The sequence below is a fragment of the Gorillibacterium terrae genome (assembly GCF_051594785.1).
In the GTDB taxonomy this organism is placed as follows: Bacteria; Bacillota; Bacilli; order Paenibacillales; family NBRC-103111; genus Gorillibacterium.
This window is the reverse complement of sequence record NZ_JBPPGI010000009.1, coordinates 1-20188: the sequence shown is the minus strand read 5'-3', so window position 1 is coordinate 20188 and position 20188 is coordinate 1. Positions and strand designations below refer to the sequence as shown.

The 20188-nt window shown below is 55.6% G+C and carries 33 protein-coding genes and 1 rRNA gene; 32 read left to right on the top strand and 2 right to left on the bottom strand.

All coding sequences use genetic code 11. The annotated features are described in order from the left end of the window. Window positions 1–17: 17 nt before the first annotated feature. The 29 genes from rplN to salA all read left to right on the top strand — a co-directional run bounded on the left by rplN (window position 18) and on the right by salA (window position 16858). Window positions 18–386 (top strand): 50S ribosomal protein L14, encoded by a 369-nt coding sequence (gene rplN, locus ACSEXS_RS21550; protein ID WP_058300204.1) that lies wholly within the window; start codon window positions 18–20, stop codon window positions 384–386. 41 nt (window positions 387–427) lie between these two features. Then, a complete protein-coding gene (gene rplX, locus ACSEXS_RS21545; RefSeq protein ID WP_438435310.1) occupies window positions 428–781 on the top strand; it encodes a 50S ribosomal protein L24 in 354 nt (117 codons plus the stop codon). A gap of 29 nt (window positions 782–810) precedes the next feature. Further along, window positions 811–1353: a 50S ribosomal protein L5 gene (rplE, locus tag ACSEXS_RS21540; protein ID WP_438435309.1), complete on the top strand. Its 543-nt coding sequence runs from the start codon at window positions 811–813 to the stop codon at window positions 1351–1353. 24 nt (window positions 1354–1377) lie between these two features. Continuing rightward, window positions 1378–1563 (top strand): type Z 30S ribosomal protein S14, encoded by a 186-nt coding sequence (locus ACSEXS_RS21535; RefSeq protein WP_113022649.1) that lies wholly within the window; start codon window positions 1378–1380, stop codon window positions 1561–1563. Between the two features lie 31 nt (window positions 1564–1594). Continuing rightward, window positions 1595–1993 carry a 30S ribosomal protein S8 gene (gene rpsH, locus ACSEXS_RS21530; protein ID WP_438435308.1) on the top strand — a complete coding sequence of 133 codons (399 nt, stop codon included), beginning with the start codon at window positions 1595–1597 and terminating at the stop codon, window positions 1991–1993. 31 nt (window positions 1994–2024) lie between these two features. Continuing rightward, a complete protein-coding gene (rplF, locus tag ACSEXS_RS21525; RefSeq protein WP_438435307.1) occupies window positions 2025–2567 on the top strand; it encodes a 50S ribosomal protein L6 in 543 nt (180 codons plus the stop codon). Between the two features lie 77 nt (window positions 2568–2644). Further along, window positions 2645–3010: a 50S ribosomal protein L18 gene (rplR, locus tag ACSEXS_RS21520; protein WP_438435306.1), complete on the top strand. Its 366-nt coding sequence runs from the start codon at window positions 2645–2647 to the stop codon at window positions 3008–3010. Window positions 3011–3039: 29 nt separating this feature from the next. Continuing rightward, on the top strand, window positions 3040–3537 hold the full coding sequence (rpsE, locus tag ACSEXS_RS21515; protein ID WP_438435305.1) for a 30S ribosomal protein S5: 498 nt from the start codon (window positions 3040–3042) through the stop codon (window positions 3535–3537). Between the two features lie 12 nt (window positions 3538–3549). Beyond that, window positions 3550–3738, top strand: coding sequence for a 50S ribosomal protein L30 (gene rpmD, locus ACSEXS_RS21510; RefSeq protein WP_438435304.1), 189 nt, complete (start codon window positions 3550–3552; stop codon window positions 3736–3738). A gap of 61 nt (window positions 3739–3799) precedes the next feature. Next, on the top strand, window positions 3800–4240 hold the full coding sequence (rplO, locus tag ACSEXS_RS21505) for a 50S ribosomal protein L15 (RefSeq protein ID WP_438435303.1): 441 nt from the start codon (window positions 3800–3802) through the stop codon (window positions 4238–4240). Then, the gene (secY, locus tag ACSEXS_RS21500) at window positions 4240–5559 is read left to right on the top strand and encodes a preprotein translocase subunit SecY (RefSeq protein ID WP_438435302.1); all 1320 of its coding nucleotides are present in this window, start codon (window positions 4240–4242) and stop codon (window positions 5557–5559) included. Before rplO ends, secY begins: the two co-directional genes overlap by 1 nt. 46 nt (window positions 5560–5605) lie before the next feature. Continuing rightward, a complete protein-coding gene (locus ACSEXS_RS21495; RefSeq protein WP_438435301.1) occupies window positions 5606–6259 on the top strand; it encodes an adenylate kinase in 654 nt (217 codons plus the stop codon). Then, complete coding sequence (gene map, locus ACSEXS_RS21490) at window positions 6256–7005, top strand: type I methionyl aminopeptidase (protein WP_438435300.1); 750 nt, start codon at window positions 6256–6258, stop codon at window positions 7003–7005. Before ACSEXS_RS21495 ends, map begins: the two co-directional genes overlap by 4 nt. Window positions 7006–7013: 8 nt before the next feature. Beyond that, window positions 7014–7319 (top strand): hypothetical protein, encoded by a 306-nt coding sequence (locus ACSEXS_RS21485; RefSeq protein WP_438435299.1) that lies wholly within the window; start codon window positions 7014–7016, stop codon window positions 7317–7319. 2 nt (window positions 7320–7321) lie between these two features. Continuing rightward, window positions 7322–7540, top strand: a complete 219-nt coding sequence (gene infA, locus ACSEXS_RS21480; RefSeq protein WP_023558720.1) for a translation initiation factor IF-1 — start codon at window positions 7322–7324, stop codon at window positions 7538–7540. Between the two features lie 155 nt (window positions 7541–7695). After that, on the top strand, window positions 7696–7809 hold the full coding sequence (gene rpmJ, locus ACSEXS_RS21475; RefSeq protein WP_023388342.1) for a 50S ribosomal protein L36: 114 nt from the start codon (window positions 7696–7698) through the stop codon (window positions 7807–7809). A 19-nt stretch (window positions 7810–7828) separates the two neighbouring features. Next, a complete protein-coding gene (rpsM, locus tag ACSEXS_RS21470) occupies window positions 7829–8197 on the top strand; it encodes a 30S ribosomal protein S13 (protein WP_438435298.1) in 369 nt (122 codons plus the stop codon). An 18-nt stretch (window positions 8198–8215) separates the two neighbouring features. After that, window positions 8216–8614 carry a 30S ribosomal protein S11 gene (gene rpsK, locus ACSEXS_RS21465; protein WP_058300218.1) on the top strand — a complete coding sequence of 133 codons (399 nt, stop codon included), beginning with the start codon at window positions 8216–8218 and terminating at the stop codon, window positions 8612–8614. A 127-nt stretch (window positions 8615–8741) separates the two neighbouring features. Next, a complete protein-coding gene (locus ACSEXS_RS21460) occupies window positions 8742–9686 on the top strand; it encodes a DNA-directed RNA polymerase subunit alpha (protein WP_438435297.1) in 945 nt (314 codons plus the stop codon). A 27-nt stretch (window positions 9687–9713) separates the two neighbouring features. Then, on the top strand, window positions 9714–10079 hold the full coding sequence (gene rplQ / locus ACSEXS_RS21455) for a 50S ribosomal protein L17 (protein WP_438435296.1): 366 nt from the start codon (window positions 9714–9716) through the stop codon (window positions 10077–10079). Window positions 10080–10160: 81 nt separating this feature from the next. After that, complete coding sequence (truA, locus tag ACSEXS_RS21450; RefSeq protein ID WP_438435295.1) at window positions 10161–10946, top strand: tRNA pseudouridine(38-40) synthase TruA; 786 nt, start codon at window positions 10161–10163, stop codon at window positions 10944–10946. A 135-nt stretch (window positions 10947–11081) separates the two neighbouring features. Beyond that, on the top strand, window positions 11082–11519 hold the full coding sequence (gene rplM / locus ACSEXS_RS21445; RefSeq protein ID WP_438435294.1) for a 50S ribosomal protein L13: 438 nt from the start codon (window positions 11082–11084) through the stop codon (window positions 11517–11519). An 18-nt stretch (window positions 11520–11537) separates the two neighbouring features. Beyond that, complete coding sequence (gene rpsI, locus ACSEXS_RS21440) at window positions 11538–11930, top strand: 30S ribosomal protein S9 (RefSeq protein ID WP_438435293.1); 393 nt, start codon at window positions 11538–11540, stop codon at window positions 11928–11930. A gap of 142 nt (window positions 11931–12072) precedes the next feature. Then, window positions 12073–12384 carry a YciI family protein gene (locus ACSEXS_RS21435; RefSeq protein ID WP_438435292.1) on the top strand — a complete coding sequence of 104 codons (312 nt, stop codon included), beginning with the start codon at window positions 12073–12075 and terminating at the stop codon, window positions 12382–12384. A 107-nt stretch (window positions 12385–12491) separates the two neighbouring features. Then, a complete protein-coding gene (locus tag ACSEXS_RS21430; protein ID WP_438435291.1) occupies window positions 12492–12659 on the top strand; it encodes a hypothetical protein in 168 nt (55 codons plus the stop codon). A 234-nt stretch (window positions 12660–12893) separates the two neighbouring features. Next, window positions 12894–13586: a phosphoadenylyl-sulfate reductase gene (locus tag ACSEXS_RS21425; RefSeq protein WP_438435290.1), complete on the top strand. Its 693-nt coding sequence runs from the start codon at window positions 12894–12896 to the stop codon at window positions 13584–13586. 26 nt (window positions 13587–13612) lie between these two features. Further along, complete coding sequence (sat, locus tag ACSEXS_RS21420) at window positions 13613–14791, top strand: sulfate adenylyltransferase (protein ID WP_438435289.1); 1179 nt, start codon at window positions 13613–13615, stop codon at window positions 14789–14791. Window positions 14792–14881: 90 nt separating this feature from the next. Next, a complete protein-coding gene (cwlD, locus tag ACSEXS_RS21415) occupies window positions 14882–15673 on the top strand; it encodes an N-acetylmuramoyl-L-alanine amidase CwlD (RefSeq protein ID WP_438435288.1) in 792 nt (263 codons plus the stop codon). A gap of 63 nt (window positions 15674–15736) precedes the next feature. Then, window positions 15737–16858, top strand: a complete 1122-nt coding sequence (salA, locus tag ACSEXS_RS21410; protein ID WP_438435287.1) for an iron-sulfur carrier protein/transcriptional regulator SalA — start codon at window positions 15737–15739, stop codon at window positions 16856–16858. Between the two features lie 53 nt (window positions 16859–16911). Here the strand turns inward: salA and gerD are convergent, their stop codons facing one another. Both gerD and pdaB read right to left on the bottom strand, forming a co-directional pair. Next, complete coding sequence (gerD, locus tag ACSEXS_RS21405; RefSeq protein ID WP_438435286.1) at window positions 16912–17598, bottom strand: spore germination lipoprotein GerD; 687 nt, start codon at window positions 17596–17598, stop codon at window positions 16912–16914. 176 nt (window positions 17599–17774) lie between these two features. Beyond that, window positions 17775–18611, bottom strand: coding sequence for a polysaccharide deacetylase family sporulation protein PdaB (pdaB, locus tag ACSEXS_RS21400; RefSeq protein WP_438435285.1), 837 nt, complete (start codon window positions 18609–18611; stop codon window positions 17775–17777). A gap of 122 nt (window positions 18612–18733) precedes the next feature. On the opposite strand from pdaB, the gene ACSEXS_RS21395 reads away from it, so the two are divergent. From ACSEXS_RS21395 to ACSEXS_RS21385, 3 genes are all read left to right on the top strand, one after another. Beyond that, window positions 18734–19324, top strand: coding sequence for a stage II sporulation protein M (locus tag ACSEXS_RS21395; protein ID WP_438435284.1), 591 nt, complete (start codon window positions 18734–18736; stop codon window positions 19322–19324). A 99-nt stretch (window positions 19325–19423) separates the two neighbouring features. Next, window positions 19424–19642, top strand: coding sequence for a hypothetical protein (locus ACSEXS_RS21390; RefSeq protein WP_438435283.1), 219 nt, complete (start codon window positions 19424–19426; stop codon window positions 19640–19642). 336 nt (window positions 19643–19978) lie between these two features. After that, window positions 19979–20188, top strand: a 16S ribosomal RNA gene (locus ACSEXS_RS21385); the annotation flags it as partial.

The following is a 20188-nucleotide window of genomic DNA, read 5'->3' as shown; positions in this document are numbered from 1 at the left end:
GAAAGGAGGGTATCCCCATGATTCAACCTTTATCCCGTTTGAATGTCGCCGACAACTCGGGCGCAAAGCAGCTGATGTGCATTCGCGTGCTGGGCGGAACCGGTCGTCGCGTTGGACATATCGGTGATACGATTATCTGCTCCGTCAAAGAAGCAACACCAGGCGGCGTTGTCAAGAAGGGCGATGTAGTGAAGGCTGTTATCGTCCGTACGAAGTTCGGTGCTCGCCGGAAAGACGGCTCCTATATTTCCTTCGACGAAAACGCAGCCGTCGTCATCAAGGACGACAAGAGCCCCCGCGGAACCCGTATTTTTGGACCGGTTGCCCGCGAGCTCCGCGACCGCGATTTCATGAAGATCGTATCCCTGGCTCCGGAAGTTATCTAAGACAGGGACCTTTTATCCGCCACTAGGAGGTGTAACCAGAGATGCCGAAAGCAAAGAAGAAGCTGGAATCGCACAGCAACAAGCTTCATGTGAAAAAAGACGACACGGTATTTGTCATTACCGGTAAAGATAAAGGCAAGAAGGGCCGCGTCCTCGCCGCTTATCCCCGTGAGAACCGCGTGCTGGTCGAAGGAGTCAACATGGTGAAGAAACACGCCAAGCCGACCCAGAAGAACCCGCAGGGCGGAATCCTTCACCAGGAAGCCCCGATCCACGTGTCCAATGTTATGCTGGCTGATCCGAAGAGCGGCAAGCCGACCCGCGTTGGCTATAAAGTTCTCGAAAACGGCCAGAAAGTCCGCGTAGCCAAGCGCTCCGGAGAAGTTATCGAATAAGAAACCGCAAGAAAGGAGGACCCTTTACCATGACGGCAAGAATGAAAGATCGTTTCCTCAACGAGATCACTCCTGCTCTGATGCAGAAGTTCGAGTATACGACGGTTATGCAAGTTCCGAAGCTGGAGAAAGTGGTTATCAACATGGGCGTAGGCGACGCAGTTGCCAACTCCAAAGTGCTTGACTCCGCGCTTCAGGATCTGCAGCTGATCGCCGGTCAAAAACCGGTCATCACCCGCGCCAAGAAATCCATCGCCGGCTTCAAGCTTCGCGAAGGCATGCCGATCGGTGTGAAAGTCACGCTCCGTGGCGATCGTATGTACTACTTCCTGGACAAATTGTTCAATGTGGCCCTTCCCCGCGTTCGCGACTTCCGCGGTGTTTCTTCCAAGGCTTTTGACGGCCGCGGAAACTACACGCTGGGTCTCAAGGAACAATTGATTTTCCCGGAAATCGAATATGACAAGGTTGATAAGATCCGCGGTATGGACGTTGTCATCGTCACGACCGCCAAGACGGACGAAGAGTCCCGTGAACTGCTCACGCAGCTCGGCATGCCGTTCGCCAAGTAATTTCTACTATGGAGGTGTAATCTAGTGGCAAAAACTTCGATGAAGATCAAGCAGCAACGCGCTCCGAAGTTCAAGGTCCAGGCGTACACCCGTTGCGAACGCTGCGGGCGTCCCCATTCCGTCCTGCGCAAATTCAAGATTTGCCGGATTTGTTTCCGTGAATTAGCATACAAAGGCCAGATCCCTGGCGTAAAGAAAGCCAGCTGGTAATCACCCCGCTTACGGGAAGGAGGTTCGCTACATGGTAATGTCTGATCCTATTGCCGATATGCTTACGCGCATCCGCAATGCCAATATCGTCCGTCACGAAACCGTGGAAATCCCCGCTTCGAAGATCAAACGCGAAATCGCCGAGATTCTGAAACGGGAAGGCTTCATCCGTGACGCGGAATATGTTCAGGACAGCAAGCACGGCATCATCCGCCTGTTCCTGAAATACGGTTCGAACAACGAACGCGTCATTACCGGTCTGAAGAGAATCAGCAAGCCGGGCCTGCGCGTCTATGCGAAAAGCCAGGAGATCCCCCGCGTACTGGGTGGACTGGGCATCGCGATCATCTCGACGTCCAAGGGCGTCATGACGGATAAAGAAGCTCGTCAATCCAAAGCAGGCGGAGAGGTTCTCTGCTACGTTTGGTAATCGGCTAACGTGAACGAATGGAGGTGTAAACATGTCCCGTATTGGTCGTAAACCTATCGCAGTCCCCAGCGGTGTTGCCGTATCGTTCGACAACACGCTGATCACGGTCAAAGGTCCGAAAGGCACCTTGTCCCGCGAACTGCATAAAGATATGAAGGTTAACCTGGAAGAGAACGTCATCACCGTTGAGCGTCCTTCCGACAACAAGCTGCACCGTTCCCTGCACGGAACGACCCGGAGCGTGGTTGCAAATATGGTGAGCGGAGTTACCGAAGGATTCAGCAAATCCCTCGAGCTCGTCGGCGTCGGCTACCGTGCCAACAAGAACGGCAACAAGCTGGTCTTGAACGTCGGCTACTCCCACCCGGTTGAAATCACCCCGGAAGACGGCATCGAGTTTGAAGTTCCGGCTCAGAACAAGATCATCGTCCGCGGCATCGACAAGGAACTCGTCGGCGCAACGGCTGCCAAAGTCCGCTCCGTACGCGAACCCGAACCCTACAAGGGCAAAGGCATCAAGTATGAAGGAGAACGGATCATCCGCAAGGAAGGCAAAGCCGGTAAGAAGAAGTAAGCCGACAATCCGTAAGGAAGCAGCCTGATACGGCAAAGACCGTGTCCAAGATAAGCTGAAAGGAGTGAGTGTTCCCCATGATCACCAAAGGCGATAAGAACGAAGCTCGCTTGAAACGGCACCTGCGTGTGCGTAAGAAAATCCAGGGAACGGTGGAACGTCCCCGCCTGAGCATTTACCGGTCTTCCAAGCACATGTACGCTCAGATCATCGACGATGTCAACGGCAAGACCCTGGCAGCGGCGTCGACTCAAGATAAAGAACTGCAGAATGTCGCAAACGGCGGCAACATAGAAGCTGCTGTGCAAGTCGGCAACCTGATTGCCAAGCGTGCCAAAGAGCAAGGAGTCGAAAAGGTCGTATTTGACCGCGGCGGATACCTGTACCATGGACGCATCAAGGCTCTGGCCGACGCAGCCCGCGAAGGCGGACTCGAATTCTGATCCATTTTGTCAATAAGGAGGTTAAGGACTTGCGCGTAGATCCGAATACACTTGAATTGAAAGACAAAACCGTACACATTAACCGTGTAGCGAAAGTAGTCAAAGGCGGACGCCGCTTCAGCTTCAGCGCACTGGTTGTCGTCGGCGACGGCAACGGCTGGGTTGGCGCCGGGATCGGCAAAGCTTCCGAAGTCGGCGATGCGATCAAGAAGGGCATCGAAGACGCCAAGAAGAACTTGATCCATGTCCCGATCGTCGGAACGACGATTCCTCACCTGGTCACCGGTCGCTTCGGCGCAGGCCGCGTTCTCTTGAAGCCGGCTTCCGAAGGTACCGGCGTAATCGCGGGCGGCCCGGTTCGTGCCGTTCTGGAACTGGCCGGCGTAGGCGATATTTTGACGAAGTCGCTCGGCTCTTCCAACTCGATCAACATGGTCAACGCTACGTTGGAAGGCTTGCAGCGCCTGAAACGGGCAGAAGAAGTCGCCAAGCTTCGCGGTAAAACCGTTGAAGAGTTGATGGGTTAAGGAGGGTTAACCATGGCAAAGCAACTGCAAATCACCCTCGTGAAGAGCTTGATCGGACGTCCGGAGAAGCAGCGCATCACCGTTAAGACGCTGGGTCTCAACAAAATGCACCAAACGGTGCTGCAGCAGGACAATCCGGCTATTCGCGGCATGGTCGCACAAGTGAAGCACTTGGTTGAATGCATCGAAGTCGAAGCTTAAGTCGCAGCAAAGCCTGGGATCAGGCTGGTATAGAAAAGACATACAAGGAGGTGCTTGAGCGATGAAAATCCATGAACTTTCCCCGGCTCCGGGTTCGACCCATGTCAGCAAGCGCATCGGCCGCGGTCTCGGCAGCGGTACCGGCAAAACGGCGGGCAAAGGTCATAAAGGCCAAAAAGCTCGTTCTGGCGGTGGTGTTCGTCCCGGCTTCGAAGGTGGACAAAACCCGTTGTACCGTCGTCTTCCGAAGCGCGGCTTCAAGAACATCAACCGCGTGGAATACGCCGTGATCAACCTGGCCGACCTGAACGCGTTTGAAGCGGAAACCGTGGTAACCCCCGAGTTGCTGTTGGAAACCGGCTTGGTCAAAAACCCGAAGGACGGAATCAAGATTCTGGGCAATGGTGAATTGACCGTGAAGCTGACGGTCAAAGCGAATAAGTTCTCTGCTTCCGCAGTCGAGAAAATCCAAGCTGCCGGCGGTCAATCCGAGGTGATCTAATGTTCAAAACATTGTCCAACATTATGAAGGTAGAAGATCTCCGCAAAAAGATCATTTTTACTCTTCTTTGTTTGATCGTCTATCGGATCGGAAACTTTATTCCAACACCAAACATCAATTCCGAAGCGCTGAAAGCTCTGGACGAACAGGGCAGCAGCGTCTTCGGCCTGATGAACACTTTTTCGGGCGGAGCTCTGTTCCGCTTCTCCATTTTTGCGATGGGGATTATGCCTTACATCACCGCGTCGATCATCGTTCAGCTCCTTTCCATGGATGTCATTCCGAAGTTCGCGGAGTGGGCCAAGGAAGGAGAGAGCGGTCGGCGGAAACTGGCTCAGTTTACCCGGTACGGCACGATCGTCCTGGGTCTGATCCAAGGCTTCGGCACCGCGATCAGCTTCAACAACCTGCTGCGTACCGGCGGAGCGGCTCAGGTCGTTATCGATCCGAAGTTCTCCACCTATGCGCTGATCGCCCTCGTTTTGACGGCAGGTACTGCGTTCCTGATGTGGCTCGGTGAGCAGATCACCGAGAAGGGAGTCGGCAACGGGATTTCGATTCTGATCTTTGCCGGCATCGTCGCCAACATTCCGACGGGTCTGCGTCAGCTGACCCAGCAGATGTTCATCGACGCCGGCGACAAGCTGTTCCTGAACATCGTGAAGTTTATCGTGCTCGTCATCGTGGTCATCGCCATTGTAGCCGGCGTCATCTACGTCCAGCAGGGCGTACGCAAGATCCCGGTTCAATATGCAAAACGCGTGGTGGGTCGGAAGATGTACGGCGGTCAATCGACGCACATCCCGATGAAGGTCAACGCCGCTGGCGTTATCCCGGTTATCTTCGCTGTCTCGCTGCTCATGTTCCCGGCAACCATTGCCCAGTTCTGGAGCGGCAAGGCATGGGCCAACTGGATCCAGCACAACATTACGATTCAAGAGCCGGCCGGCATCGGCATCACGCTGTACGTCCTCTTGATCCTCGGCTTTACGTTCTTCTACACGTTCGTTCAGATGAACCCGCAGCAAATGGCGGAGAACATGCGGAAGAATGGCGGCTATATCCCGGGCATCCGCCCCGGCAAGACCACGCAGGTTTACCTGACGCGGGTCATGACGCGGCTGACGCTCGCCGGAGCCTTGTTCCTGGCCGCGATCTCGGTGCTTCCTCTGATCTTTACGGACCTCGTCGGCTTACCGGCCAGCCTGAAGATCGGCGGTACGTCGCTTCTCATCTTGATCGGGGTCGCCCTCGAAACGATGAAGACGATCGAAAGCCAACTGATCAAACGCCATTACAAGGGCTTCATCAATAAGTAAGCACGAACCGGGTTTTGCCAAACACCCACGGGGAGGTGGCATACACGTGAACATCGTATTTATGGGACCCCCGGGAGCGGGCAAAGGGACGCAGGCGGAGCGGATCGTGGAGAACTACCGCATTCCGCACATCTCGACCGGCGACGCTTTCCGGGCGGCCATGAAGCAGGGAACGGCGCTGGGCCTGGAAGCCAAGCGTTACGTGGACCAAGGGCTGCTGGTTCCCGATGAGATCACGAACGGAATCGTCCGCGAACGGCTGCAGGAGAAAGACTGTGAGAACGGATTTCTCCTCGATGGCTTTCCCCGGACGATCTCGCAAGCCGAAGCGCTGGACGGCATGCTGACGGCCATGGGAAGAGAAATCGACCATGTGATCGACCTTCATGTCGACCGCGACAAGCTGCTCGCCCGGATCACCGGCCGGCGGATCTGCCGCTCCTGCGGGGCGACGTATCACATTCTGTTCAACCCTCCCGCCAAGGAGGGCGTCTGCGACAAATGCGGCGGCGAGCTGTACCAACGCGCCGATGATACCGTGGAGAAGGTGGGTACCCGGCTTGACGAGTACATCAACAAGACCGCTCCCCTCCTCGACTATTATCAGGCGAAGGGCAAGCTGCGCAAGCTGAACGGCGAACAGGATATCAACGCGGTGACGGAGGAGATTCATTCGATCCTGCGGGGGCAGGCGGAATGATCATCTGCAAAACCGAAGCAGAGCTTGAATGGATGCGCGAGGCGGGCCGCATCGTCGGAGAGACTCACCGTCTCCTGGCCCAAGCGGTTAAACCGGGTATAACCACCCGGGAGCTTGACCGGATCGCGGAAGAGTACATCCGAAGTCAGGGAGCAGTACCATCATTTAAAGGCTACAACGGTTTTCCTGCCAGCATCTGCGCTTCCGTCAACAATGAATTGGTACACGGCTTCCCCAGCGACCGTACGCTCCTCACGGGCGATATCATCAGCATCGATATCGGCGCGCAGTACAAAGGCTACCACGGCGACTCGGCCTGGACCTATCCGGTCGGAGAGGTTTCACCCGAGGCGAAACGTCTTCTTGAAGTCACCGAAGGCGCCTTGTTCGCCGGACTCGCGGAAGCGAAGCCGGACGCGCGGCTGTTCACCATCTCCCATGCGATTCAGACCTATGCGGAAAGCGCCGGCTTTTCCATCGTCCGCGAATACGTCGGACACGGAGTCGGAACGGAGCTGCACGAGGAACCGCAGATCCCCAACTTCGGCCCAGCCGACCGGGGACCGCGGCTGAAGCCGGGAATGGTGCTGGCGATCGAACCGATGGTGAACGCAGGCGAACGCTACGTTCGGACGCTTGCGGACAATTGGACGGTGGTTACGGTGGACGGATCTCTCTGCGCTCACTTCGAGCACACCATCGCCATTACGGCGGACGGGTATGAGATCCTGACGAAAGCCGGGTGACAGACAAAATGGGCAAGGCTCAGATCGGCCAGCTCGTGCGAATCCTGCGGGGCCGCGGCCTGGAACAGATTGCTGTCATTATCGGCATCGAAGATGCCCGCTTCGTTTGGGTGGCGGACGGCGACAAACGCAAGTTTGACCAGCCCAAGAAGAAGAATGTCCTCCATCTCGAGCTCCTCGACGAGGTTAGCCGGGAAGTGGCGGACAGCCTGAACGAGACGGGACGTGTTACCAACGGAAAGCTGAGGCACGCCATTCTTTCCTTCCGGAAGAAAGCGGACCTTCAGCGCGAAGCGTATGAGAGAGGAGAATGAAAGTGGCCAAAGATGATGTGATTGAAGTCGAAGGCACCGTCATCGAGCCTTTGCCGAACGCCATGTTCCGCGTAGAGCTTGAGAACGGGCATAAGATTCTGGCCCACGTCTCCGGCAAAATCCGGATGCACTTCATCCGCATTCTGCCCGGCGACAAGGTGACGGTCGAGCTGTCGCCTTACGATTTGACGCGCGGCCGGATTACCTACCGCTACAAATAAGCTGCAACCATCCCTTCCTGTATGGAAGTATCCCATAGCCGCTGGTCCAAGCGGACGGTTCGACGGGCTTTCCCTTGCCGGGAAGCATACGTAACTACGAATAAGCTTTCCCGCAGGCGAAGCTGCGCCGAAAAGCTTGAAGAGGAGGCATACCCATGAAAGTCAGACCTTCGGTCAAGCCGATTTGCGAAAAGTGCAAGGTCATCAAGCGCAAAGGCAACGTCATGGTCATCTGCGAAAACCCGAAGCACAAACAAAAACAAGGATAACAAGGAGGTGTAGCCTAGAATGGCTCGTATTTCTGGAGTAGACTTACCCCGTGACAAACGTGTGGAAATTGCCCTGACCTACATCTTCGGTATCGGCAAAACCACGTCGCAAAAGATTCTTGCCATGACCGAAGTAAACCCCGATACCCGCGTACGCGACCTGACGGAAGACGAAGTTAGCCGTCTGCGCGATGCGATCGACAAGAATCTGAAGGTGGAAGGCGATCTGCGCCGTGAGATCTCGCTGAATATCAAGCGCTTGGTCGAAATCGGTTGCTATCGCGGTGTTCGCCACCGCCGCGGCCTGCCCGTTCGGGGGCAGCGCACGAAGACCAACGCTCGTACGCGTAAAGGTCCGCGTCGTACCGTAGCGAATAAGAAGAAATAATAAGGGGGGAAACCACTAATGGCTAAACCGAAAGCAAAGATCGCCCGTACCAAACGCCGCGACCGGAAGAACATTGAATCCGGCGTTGCTCATATCCGTTCTACCTTCAACAACACCATCGTCACCATCACCGACCCGCACGGCAACGCGATCTCCTGGGCAAGCTCCGGCAACATGGGCTTCAAGGGCTCCCGGAAGAGCACCCCGTTCGCTGCGCAGATGGCCGCGGAATCCGCAGCCAAGGCCGCCATGGAGCATGGCATGAAGTCTGTTGAAGTCATGGTTAAGGGACCGGGATCCGGCCGCGAAGCCGCTATCCGTTCTCTGCAAGCCGCTGGCCTTGAAGTGAACCTGATCAAGGACGTCACCCCGATTCCCCACAACGGCTGCCGTCCTCCGAAACGTCGTCGCGTGTAACCCAAGGATCGCTCGGTAGTATATTTATCCGGTTTCCGGTTCAAACTGGAGAAGGATGGGCATACTACCCGGTTATTATCCGTTAGTAATCCCGAGGAAACGACGTTTCGAAGGAGGGTTCAGTTTCATGATAGAAATCGAAAAGCCGAAAATAGAAACCGTAACGGTGAACGAAGAAGGCAACTACGGCAAATTCGTCGTAGAACCGCTGGAGCGCGGCTATGGCACCACGTTGGGAAACTCCCTGCGCCGCATCCTGCTTTCTTCGCTTCCGGGCGCCGCTGTTTCTTCCGTGCAGATCGACGGGGTTCTTCACGAATTCTCGACGATTCCGGGAGTCATGGAGGACGTTACGGAAATAATCCTTAACCTCAAGGGACTGTCGCTCAAGATTCATTCCGACGAGGAAAAGATTCTGGAGATCGACGCCGAAGGCGAAGGCCGCGTTACTGCCGGCGACATCCGTGCCGACAGCGACGTGGAAATCCTGAACCCGGACCTTCATATCGCAACGCTTTCCCCGGACGCCCGTGTGCACATGAGGATTCATGCCAACAGGGGCCGCGGTTACGTGCAGGCGGACAAGAACAAGCGGGATGACCAACCGATTGGCGTGATCCCGATCGATTCCATTTACACGCCGATTACGCGCGTCAACTACACCGTGGAAAATACCCGGGTCGGTCAAGTGACCAACTACGACAAGCTCACGCTGGAAGTTTGGACCGACGGGAGCATTCGTCCGGAAGAAGCGGTAAGCCTCGGCGCGAAAATTCTCACCGAGCATCTGTATCTGTTCGTCGGTCTGACCGACGAAGCGAAGGATGCCGAGATCATGGTGGAAAAGGAAGAGGACAAGAAAGAAAAGGTCCTCGAAATGACCATCGAAGAGCTCGATCTGTCCGTTCGCTCCTACAACTGTCTGAAGCGGGCCGGGATCAACACCGTCCAGGAGCTGATCACGAAGACCGAAGAAGACATGATGAAGGTGCGGAACCTGGGACGCAAGTCCCTGGAGGAAGTTCAAGAGAAGCTCGACGAGCTCGGACTCAGCCTTCGCAGCGAAGAATAATCAGTACGTAGAGGAGGAGGGAACCTCATGGCATATCAAAAATTGGGTCGTGACGCAAGCGCGCGCAAAGCATTGTTCCGCGATCTTGTGACCGATCTGTTCATTTACGAACGCATCCAGACGACGGAAGCGAAAGCGAAAGAACTGCGCTCCATCGCCGAGAAGCTGATCACCCTGGCAAAACGGGGAGACCTGCACGCTCGCCGTCAAGTTGCAGCCTTCGTTCGCCGCGAATCCGCCGGCGACCAGGACGCCATTCAGAAGCTGTTCACGGAACTGGCAGAGCGCTATTCCACCCGGCAAGGCGGATACACCCGGATCCTCAAGCTGGGACCTCGCCGCGGAGACGCTGCGCCCATGGTCTACCTGGAACTGGTGAAGGACGAAGCCTAAGTCGAACAACGGGAAAGGGTGGACAGAATCTCCGGATTCTGCTGAAGCCCTTTTTTTGTTCCGGATTTCGAGGTGAAGCCCATGCGCAACATCGCCATGCTGGTGAGCTATGACGGAACGGGCTATAACGGCTTCCAGACCCAGCCGGACGGCAACACCGTTCAGGATAAGCTGGAGGCCGGAATTTGGCAGTTAACCGGCGAGAGAACCAAGATCACCGGATCGGGACGCACGGATGCAGGCGTTCACGCTCGCGGGCAGGTGTTCAACTTCCTGACCGACTCGCGGGTGCCGGTAGAGCGGTGGTGCTTGGCTCTCAATTCGCGTCTGCCGAACGATATCGTCGTGCGGTCGGCCCGGGAGGTTCCTGAGTCGTTCCACGCGAGGCGCTCGGCCAAGCGAAAGACCTACCGGTACTCCATTCAGCGGTCCAAGTTTCCGGATGTCTTTCACCGGACGACCCGCTTTCATCATCCCCGCCAGCTGGCGGTAGACACGATGAGGACGGCGCTGGCTGCTTTCGTCGGAGAGCATGATTTCACATCCTTCTGTTCCGTGGGAACACCGGTTGAATCACACGTGCGCACCATATTCGGGACGAGGCTCCTCTATGAGCCCTATCAAGATCCGGACGATGGCGACGCAGGTGTGATCCACCTGGAGGTGACCGGCAACGGATTTCTGTACAACATGGTTCGCATCATCGCGGGAACGGTGCTCGAGGTGGGAGAAGGGAAGCGGGACCCGCTGGGGATCGACGCTATCCTGAAGGGAAGAAACCGCGAGCTGGCCGGTCCAACGGCCGTGGCCCACGGTTTGACGCTGTGGAACGTGGAGTACGAGTTTTTTCAAACCGGGCTTGATTAATAGTCGGACGTATAGTATGATAATCATTGGTGTTTCGACTGGCTTCCCACGGCCCCGAGTTGGAATTACCGCTCATCTTTACGAACCGCAAGGACCCGTTGCCGGGTCTTTAACGAAGTTTAGGAGGATACGCAAATGAGTACCACATATATGGCGAAACCGAACGAAGTTGAGCGCAAATGGTACGTGATTGATGCAGAAGGCAAGACCTTGGGGCGTATGGCGAGCGAAGCAGCGAGCATCATCCGCGGCAAGCACAAACCGGAGTTCACTCCGCACGTCGACACCGGGGATTTTGTCATCATCATCAATGCCGACAAGGTCGTACTGACCGGCAAAAAACTTCAAAAGAAAATGTACTACCGCCACTCTCTTTATCCCGGCGGTTTGAAAGTGACTTCCGCTCAGGACATGCTGAAGAACAAGCCCGAGCGTATGATCGAACTCGCCGTTCATGGCATGCTTCCGAAGAACCGCCTCGGAGATGCTCTGAAAACGAAGCTTAAAGTGTATGCCGGATCCGAGCATCCGCATCAAGCACAAAATCCTGAAGTCTGGGAACTTCGCGGATAATAAAGGGAGGACAGTTTCATGGCACAAGTGCAATACTATGGAACCGGTCGTCGCAAGCATTCGGTAGCGCGTGTGCGCCTTGTACCGGGTGAAGGACGCATCGTAATCAATAAGCGGGACCTGAACGAGTACTTCGGTCTGGAAACGTTGAAGCTGATTGTCAAGCAACCGCTGAACCTGACCGAAACTGCGTCGAAGTATGACGTGTTGGTCATTACCCATGGCGGCGGCATGTCCGGCCAAGCCGGAGCCATCCGTCACGGCATTTCCCGCGCCCTGCTCAAGGCCGACCCGGAATTCCGCGGTTCCTTGAAGAAAGCCGGCTTCCTGACCCGCGACCCGCGGATGAAGGAACGTAAGAAGTATGGCCTCAAGGCCGCTCGCCGCGCTCCGCAGTTCTCGAAGCGTTAATCGTCACTTCCCGCAAGGGATACATCAAGCCTTCGGCCCGTCTGGGTCGAAGGCTTTTTTCATTCCAGGGAGGAGGAATTCACGGGAGAACGGGGAATAGACTCTGGAAGAATTCAGGAAGGAACCAAGGAGGAATAGACCGATGGCGGAAACGGACCAATTCACAAGGTATGTCATCCTGCTCAACATGAACGAAGGCCGAAAGTTTACCCAGGACTTGATTCAGGCGCATGTGGCGCATCTGCGCAAGCTGGACCAGGCGGGAAAGCTGGTTTTATGCGGCCCTTTTTTGGATTATGCCGGCGGAATGGTAATCGTCCAAGCGGAATCGCGAGAGGAGGCGGAAGAGATCGCCAAGCGCGATCCGTTTGTTGCGTCGGGTACGGAGACGTACGAAGTTCGCACATGGGAATTATCCTGTGAAGAGAACAACCACCTTTTGGGCACCCCTTGACTGCAATTGTTCCAAATTGATCATAATTGGCGGGCGCAGCGCCGTTTGAGAACCAACTCCCCTACATATACTGCTAGTGAGCATATAGGGAACGGGGGTGGTTCAACATGGAACAGGATTTCCGGGAAATGGACCGGACGGAATTTGTGAAAACGCTTCGATCCCGTTATAGCTTCGCAACGGAAGCAGAGAACGGCGAAGACGACTGGCAAGTGCTCGAGCAATGGGAATCCTTGTTGGACGGGACCTTTATCTTCAAGCCGGATGTGAAATAAATACCGATCCAACCAGCGCGTTATTCGGTATACCCTTGAGAAAGGCCCTCAGTCCTTAGGACTTGAGGGTCTTTATTGTTTTTGCACTCCTTCCGTCACCCGGGACAGTGCAAGCGGAATATCATGATAAACGGGAGGAGATGCGCCGGGAACAGTTGACAAATCGTTGTGCCATTCTATAATAAAGTAAATCGTTAAAACACATAAGAATAGTGTGAAATAGGAGGGCAGGGTATGAATCTGCTTGAAAAGGAAGCTTGGATCACGCAGGCGGCACAGACGCTTGATTCGCAAACGGCGGAGGATGTCATCCGGGCAGCGGTACAGAGCTTTCCCCGCTTAACTCTTGCCTGCAGCTTCGGAGCCGAAGATGTGGTTCTTGTGGACCTGCTCCATAAGGTCAAGCCTGATGCAGATGTGTTCTACCTGGACACCAACCTGCATTTTGCCGAAACCTATGAGACGAGGGATCGGCTGGAAGAGCTATATGGTAAAACCTTTATACGAGTCCTGCCCAAATTGACATTGGATGAACAAGCGGAGCAGTTTGGGGACAACTTGTGGACGGTTGATCCCAACGCTTGCTGTAACATCCGTAAAGTGAGCCCGCTTGCGGACATCTTAAGCCGTTACGAGGCCTGGATCACCGGAATCCGCCGCGACCAGGCGCCCACCCGAGCGAATGCCCGCAAGGTCGAATACGACACCAAGTTCGGACTCGTCAAATTCAACCCGCTGGCCGATTGGACCGCCGAGGATGTCTGGGCTTATATCCGTGAGCACAACCTGTATTACAACCCGCTTCACGACCGGAATTACCCCAGCATCGGCTGCGAGAAATGCACCCGCCAAGTGTTGGCCGGCGAAGATCCCCGCGCGGGGCGTTGGTCCGGCTTCGAGAAGACCGAGTGCGGCCTGCACAAATAATTTAAGCGATAGAGCGGAGGATTGACATGCCCGAAACCATCAAAGCCCACGGGGGCACGCTGGTCAACCGCCTGGCGGAAGGCCCGGAACGCCAACATTTGCTCGACGAGGCTTCCGAATTGCCGGTGATCCCGATCGATAGCTGGACGATATCCGATCTGGATTTAATCGCGGTCGGGGGATTTTCCCCGTTAACCGGATTTCTCAACGAAGCGGACTACCGCTCGGTCGTGGAACGCATGAGGCTCGAGAACGGCCTGGTTTGGAGCATTCCGGTTACGCTGCCGGTCGATCCTCTTCAGGCGAAAAGACTGAAACCGGGAGATCGTGTCGCCCTGCAGGGCGCCGAGGACCGGGTCATCTATGCGGTCATGGAGCTGACATCGCTATACACGGCTGATCATGCCAACGAAGCGGAAAAGGTATTCAAAACGACGGATGACGCTCATCCGGGTGTCAAAAAACTGCGCTCACGCTCGTCGGTCTATGCGGGAGGGCCTGTTTGGGTATTGAACCGCAAGCAGCCGGACCGGTTCGGCGAGTTTTATCAGGATCCTGCGGAGACGCGGCGGATTTTCGAGGAGAAGGGATGGAAGACCATCGTCGGCTTCCAGACCCGCAATCCGGTCCACCGGGCCCACGAGTATATCCAGAAGAGCGCGCTAGAGATCGTGGATGGCTTATTTCTCAATCCGCTTGTGGGCGAGACCAAGTCCGACGATATTCCGGCAGACGTGCGAATGAGAAGCTACCTCGTTCTGCTGGAGAATTATTATCCCTCGAACCGGGTGCAGCTCAGCGTCTTTCCGGCCGCCATGCGCTATGCGGGCCCTCGGGAAGCGATATTCCATGCCCTCGTCCGCAAGAATTACGGCTGCACCCATTTCATCGTCGGACGGGACCACGCCGGCGTGGGGGACTATTACGGCACGTATGAGGCCCAGGAAATCTTTCGCGAGTTCCCGCCGGAGGATATCGGCATTACCCCGCTTTTCTTCGAGCACAGCTTCTACTGCACGGCCTGCGGCAATATGGCGTCCAGCAAGACGTGTCCGCACGATAAATCCCGCCACATGACGCTTTCCGGAACCAAGGTGAGGGCTCTCTTGCGTTCGGGAGAATGTCCGCCGCCCGAGTTTACCCGTCCCGAGGTGGCGCGCGTGCTGATCGAGGGCATACAGGAGCCGGAAGTGCCGGTGGTTTAGATCCCCGCGATAGACACGCCGGCTTGTCATATTCATCCATCCTGTCCCATAAGATGAAAGTGAAATCTAGGGGATGGGGTGGACTTTTTTATGCGCATATTCCGCAAGAGAATTGTCGTCTGGATGACGCTGCCCGGTAAAATCAAGATCGCGGCATCTCTTGTTTTGCTTTTTTTGATGGTCCTGGTATTCGGCTATCAGCTGCCTGCCACTCCCACAACCTCCTCCTGGAGCCTCCCTATGTCCGGGAAAGTCATTGCCATCGATGCGGGCCACGGCGGACCCGACGGGGGGGCGATCAGCGACAGCGGGGTCGTAGAGAAGGACGTGAACCTCGCCGTCGCCTTATACTTGAGGGACTATCTCCAGCAGGCGGGAGCGCTCGTCGTCATGACCCGGGAGACCGATAAAGATTTGGCGGACAGCGGGACCAAAGGATACAGCAAGCGCAAGACCGAGGATTTGGTGAGACGGGCGCAAGCGCTGAACGCCCGGAGCATCGACCTGTTTGTCACGGTGCACATGAACAGCATTCCCTCCCCCAAATGGTCGGGAGCCCAAGCGTTCTATACGGCAAACCATCCGGACAACGCCGCCTTGGCGGCTCTGATTCAGGATGAGATCAAACGCAACCTGGCCAACACCGAGCGGGTGGCAAAGCGGGTAGACAAAACCGTCTACCTGCTGAAAATGATGCAGGTCCCAAGCGCATTGGTGGAGCTCGGCTTCCTGAGCAATCCGGAAGAGGCGCGGAGCCTGAGCCAGCCGAGTTATCAGCAAAAGCTGGCCGCAGCGGTCTATCAGGGAATTTTACGCTACGTATCGGGAGAAAAAGCTCCGGCTTCCGCCCTTCCGGAAGGGAGCTCCAATCCCGGATTATAAATATGCTATACTGGTGATAAAAGGGATTGCTGCATCATCCCTATCTATCCGAGGTGCATAAGCATGATTTCCAAAGAACAGATTCTTGAAGTCCTGACTGGCTTCTACGACGGCGGATACCATCGGTCGGCCGTTGAGCTCGGTTTGATTCGAGATGTGGTTGTCAAAGAAAGCGGTGTCAATCTGACGTATGTGGTGACCGAGGAGGGAGCCAACACCGCCTTGTACCGCCAAGAGCTGGAGGAAGCGCTGCGGTCCGTCGGCGTGGCCTCCGCCCACATCCGATTCCGCCCGATAACGGAATACGAACGGGAGGCGCTGGAAGCGAAGCTGAACGGCGGGGCTTCTCCGCAAGGACATGCCGCAGCGGAACGCCCGCAGGCGGACAAGCCGGGACGCAGCCCGCTGCAGAACTCCCTGCTTGCCGAGGACAGCAAGACCAAGTTCATCGCAGTCGCAAGCGGCAAAGGCGGCGTCGGCAAGTCGACGGTGACCGTCAATCTGGCATCGGCGCTCGCGCGCTTGGGACGCAAAGTCGGAATTATCGATGCCGACATCTACGGGTTCAGCGTACCCGATATGATGGGTATCGAAGAGCGGCCGGGCACCTCCGAAACCGGCGACAAGATCATCCCGGTAGAGCGGTTCGGAGTCAAAGTCATCTCCATGGGGTTCTTTGTCGAAGACAATGCTCCGATTATTTGGCGTGGACCGATGCTCGGCAAAATGCTGCAAAATTTCTTCGCCGAGGTGGAGTGGGGAGAACTGGATTACATGCTGCTCGACCTGCCTCCCGGGACGGGCGACGTGGCTCTTGACGTGCATCAAATGCTGCCGGCAAGCCAGGAGATCATCGTCACAACACCGCATGCCACAGCGGCCTTTGTGGCCGCCAGAGCGGGCGCTATGGCCGCAAGAACGGGGCATGCCATCATCGGCGTCGTCGAGAACATGTCGCATTACGTAAATCGATTGGGCGAAGTCGAATATGTGTTCGGAAGAGGCGGCGGAGCCAAGCTCGCCGAGGAGCTTCACACCGAACTGCTGGCCCAAATCCCGCTGGGAGCACCGGACAACGCCGCCGCCGATCCCGATTACTCTCCTTCCGTGTATAAGCCGGAAACTCCGGCTGGACGACTGTATGAGGAGTTGGCTCTGCGGGTGACAAACAAACTGGAAGCTTAACCTCAAAACAGGACCTTTCCCCAAGAGCGGAAGGGTCCTGTTTTTTAGTTTTTTTAGCTGCTCGAGCCGCCTTGGCCCTGGCCTTGCCCTTGTTGATTGTTATCCTCCCCGCCCTTGCTCTGTTCGGATTTCTTCTGTCCTTCCTGATCCTGCGCCTTGAGATCCTTCACGTTCTTCGGTTTCGTTTCCTGCTCGATCGCTTCTCCCATCAGTTTAACCATTTCCGCACGGAACAGGGGGGAGGAGAGCGATTCCTTGACTACCGTCATCATGGTGAGGCGGAAGCTCTGTCCTTTCAGGACATTTTCGACGATCTTGGTGTATTCCGGGTCATTCATCAGTTGGACGACCTGCTTTTGGTATTCGGGATCCTTCATCAAGTCTTTTTGAATTTGTTTGTTGTTCTCCTGCAGCGCCTTGGCGAAGTCGGCCGCAAACGCCGGATCGGTAAAGGTTTCCTGAAGCAGTTTAACTCCGTCGGACCCGGTCAGCACGTTCTTCACGGTTTCCTGGATTTGTCCCCCTTGCTGGGAGGCAAGCAGCCGCATACTGGAGCTTTTTCCGGAAGACTGCTGAAGCTGTTGCATGGCTTCGTCGCTCTTGAGGATATCCATTACCATGGTCTTCGTGTCCTTGTAGCTCTGCCCCTGATCCGAGGAAGATTGGGCAGGGGCGGTGCAGCCGCTGGCAAGGAGCAGCGTCAGCATGGCGGTTGTCGCTTTTTTCGATATGCCCAACATGAAAGTCTGCGCTCCTTTCGTCCGTTTGCCGTACCCGTAGTATGGGCCGGGCGGCGGGCTTTCACCACGGGATTGGATCGCTTTTTTCTGAGAACGTTGGTACAATTAGCAAGAGGCCGCCGAAGGCAAAAAAAGCCCGCCGGAGCCGACCAAACCGGCTCGCAGCGGGGAGGATCTTACCGTTTCGCCGGGGACGCCGGGGAAGCGGTGGGAGAAGCGGACGGTGAAGCGGCGGGCAGCGACTTGGACGCGTGGTCCTGAACGGGCTCCTCCTTCAAGTCCGCTTGATGAATCAGACCGGACACGGATACGAATTCATATCCTTTGGCTCGGAGTTGGTCGATAATGGCCGGCAGGGCCTCCAGATTTTGCTTGGCGGAATCGCTGGCATGGAGCAGCACGATATCTCCCGGATGAACGCGGCTTACGACCCGGTTGACGATGGCGTCCGCACTTTTATCCATCCAGTCCTGGGAATCGGTATCCCATTGAATGACGGTATAGCCCAGCTCATCGGCAATCTTCAGCACCCGTTTGTCGAAATCGCCGTTGGGCAGGCGAAGCAGCTCCGGTTGTTTCTTGGTGACGTCGGTCAAAATGGCATGAGCCGTCTGCAACTGGTTGCGGATTTCATCTTCGCTGAGCGTGGTGTAATTGAGGTGCTTGTGGCCATGGCTGCCGATTTCGTAGCCGTCCTTCACCAGCTTATCGACCACCTTGGGATGAGTCTTGGCCCAGGGGGAGGACAGGAAGAAGGTGGCTTGATCCACTCCCTTGTCCTTCAGCAAATCGATGATCGGATCGGGCAGCTTGTCTCCCCAACTGACGTCAAAGGTGAGGGCGACGGCTTTTTGGTCCGTCTTGACGTTATAGACGGCGAGGGGTTGCTTCTGGGCGAATACCGTTAAGTTTTCCTTTTCCGCGTAAATGATTCCGGCACCGAACAGAAGCGCCACGGCAATCACCAAAGCTTGTTTGATTTTGCGGCCGTTCCATACATAAAACCCGTTCATAGGTTCTACCTCCTAAAGCCCGGCGGGCGGTTCGCTTGTAGTCCAAGTGTATGCTTGTACCCGGCGGATATGACAGTGATCTCCATAGACCAGCATAAGAAACGAAAGGAAGCGAGCATGACGTGGGATTGCGGCGGCTTTATCAGCATTTGAAGGGGATGCGCAAATACCTAGTGGTAGCGGCAGCGGTGTTTGCGCTTGGAATCCTTCTGGGGTGTACCAACCGGTATGAGGAAGTCATGCGGACTACCCTGGAAAGCATGACCGATCTGACCAAATCGGCGGAACAATGGCCCAGCTATCACCTTGGCCTTTTCACACTTCTCCTGCTCAATAATCTGAGCGCGCTCGCGTCGGTTCTCTACGGCGGAGTCGTCCTGGGGATCGTACCGATTTATTTTCTCATGATGAACGGTATGGCCATCGGGTACTCGGGCGTTCAGGAAGCGGCCAACGGATCTGTGCTATCTTATATTGCCCAGCTGTTGCCGAGCGGCATCTTTGAGTGGCCGGCGATGGTTCTCGCCTCCGCTTATGGCATCCGTTTCGGATTCCTGCTGTTGGACGGGCTCCTCAGCTTCCTGAGTGCCAAGGGCAGGGCGCGGGTTAAAACAAACCTGATTCAGTATGTTCGTGTGCTGATCCCTCTCATGGGCGTCTTGTTTGTGCTGCTCCTGGCAGGCACGGCGCTGGAAACGTTCCTGTCCTCGTGAAATGTTCGCAGCGGGGCTCATAAAATTTGCCAATCTTGAGCATAACTATAAGGCAGCCTCACCTGCGTTATCATTAGGGCGGAAGGGGACAGTCGGGTTATGCTCGGTTTTTTGTTCAACGAGAGAGAATGCCGCGAATTGGAGTACATGCTCCGCAAGGAAATGGACGAAATGATGTATGACCTGAAGGACGATCAGTTGAATCGGGAAATTCGAACGGCGGTGGAAGGACGGTACAAAGTGATCTTCCGCATGTACGCCAGGCTCGCTTCGCCCCAGGAAATCTCGCGATATGCCAGAAGCAAGGTCCGTTCCTAAAGAAAATAGCGATAAAGTCTTGACTTCCGGACAAGCCCTGTGGTACATTAAGTCTCGCCCTTTCACGGCTAAGCTTTCTGGTGAAGGCGGCCATCACGGTCAAAACGCAAATCTTCGAAAAAAAGACTTGCAAAGCAGTAACGGGCTGTGGTATATTATAAAAGTCGGCGCTTGATTCTGACTCAACTTGAGACGGGAGCGACGATCGCATAAGTGCCCTTTGAAAACTGAACAACGAGTGGATAGGACGCAGAATTCGGGCTTCAGCTCGGAGGACGCACAAACAACACGCAAGTGTTAAGTAATGAGCTTAAGAGAACGATCTATAGAGTAACTTTTATGGAGAGTTTGATCCTGGCTCAGGACGAACGCTGGCGGCGTGCCTAATACATGCAAGTCGAGCGGAGTTGTTCCTTCGGGAACGGCTTAGCGGCGGACGGGTGAGTAACACGTAGGCAACCTGCCCTCAAGACCGGGATAACCTTCGGAAACGAAAGCTAAGACCGGATACGTCCTCTTTGTCGCATGGCGAAGAGAAGAAAAGCG